The 1,295-nt window shown below is 21.3% G+C and carries 1 protein-coding gene; it reads right to left on the bottom strand.

Going from position 1 to position 1,295, the window contains the following annotated elements; all coding sequences use genetic code 4:
- Positions 1 to 1,295 (bottom strand): coiled-coil domain-containing protein (locus U744_RS04780; RefSeq protein WP_025755754.1); only part of this gene is annotated, 1,295 nt, incomplete at both ends.

Here is a 1,295-nt window from a genome sequence, read left to right as displayed (position 1 = left end):
TATTTATATGTGTATTCAGTTGATTTTTCTGCAGTTGTGCCTGTTTTAGATTCAGTTGATAACATTTGTGTTTGATCATTTGAACCATCATTGTAGATTGCATTAAATTCTAAAAATAGTTTTTCATTATTTGTTAAAGAGAATTCAGTATTTGAATGAGGAATTTCAAGTGAATAAGTTATCTTGGTGCTTGAACTTGAAATTTTAGAAAACACATATGGTATATTTGAAGTAGTTGGTTTTGTTTGAGTTCCAACTTCAACTGAGCTATCATTTTGAAATTTTTCTTTAAGGATATCAAGAGCTTGATTTTCTCTAATTACAATATTTATATTTTTTGTTAACTGTTGCAATTCATTTGCTTTTTTTGCTAATTCAATTATTTTCATTTGATCTGTAATATCTTTGTTTATTTCATCTCTTAGTTTTTTTATTTCCTCTAAAATTTCCATTATTTTATATTTGTCTTTTAATTGTTTTAAGAATTCATTTAATTCATTTGTAAGACTTTGTATTTTTTTGTCAAGTTCTTCAAAATTTATTTCCAGATTTGTATTGTTTATTTTTTGTTTAACATCTGAAAAAAGTTTTTCTGTTTTATCATTAAATTTTTCAATTTGTGAGACTATATCTTCATAGTCTTCATCATCTATATTTTCTATAATATCATCTACTTTATTTTCAAATTTATTTATTTCTTTTTCGAATTTTTTTATTAATTTTTTTAATCTGTTAAATTTAATTGCATTGTCTAAAACTTTAGTTAAATCTGATTCAATTTTTTCTAATTCATTTTTCATTTGTGATAAATCTGATAATTTTAAAACATTTTCAAATTTGTCTAATAATGGATCTAATTTTTCTATTTTATCTTCACTACTTAATTCATTTCAGATAGGATCTAGTAATTTTATAATTTTTTTCAATTCTTTTTTAATTTCTTGAAGTTCATTATTTTTATTTTTAATTTTTTCCAATAAATCTTCAATTGTATTAGATTTAGATTGAAGAATACCTATTTTATTTATTTCATCAAGAAAGCTTTTTAATTCTTTTGAAAATTCTTCAATTTTAGTTAATGATTCATTATTATCATCTTTTGCAATATTTTCATCTAGTTTCGCTTTAATTTTTTCTAATTCTTCTATAGAAGTAGTTGCTTTTTGAGAAAATTTATCTATTTCTTCATTAGTTTTATCAGTTTGAACTTGTTTGTTTTTTAACTCATCAGCTGTTTTTTCTAAACTTTTTAGTTTATCTTCAAGAGTTTTTATTTTAGAATCATCAATTTTACT

Source organism: Mycoplasmopsis cricetuli ATCC 35279 (assembly GCF_000526955.1).
Lineage (GTDB): Bacteria > Bacillota_I > Bacilli_A > Mycoplasmatales > Metamycoplasmataceae > Mycoplasmopsis > Mycoplasmopsis cricetuli.
Note: the sequence above shows the minus strand (reverse complement) of the source record. Positions and strands in the feature narration are given on the sequence as shown.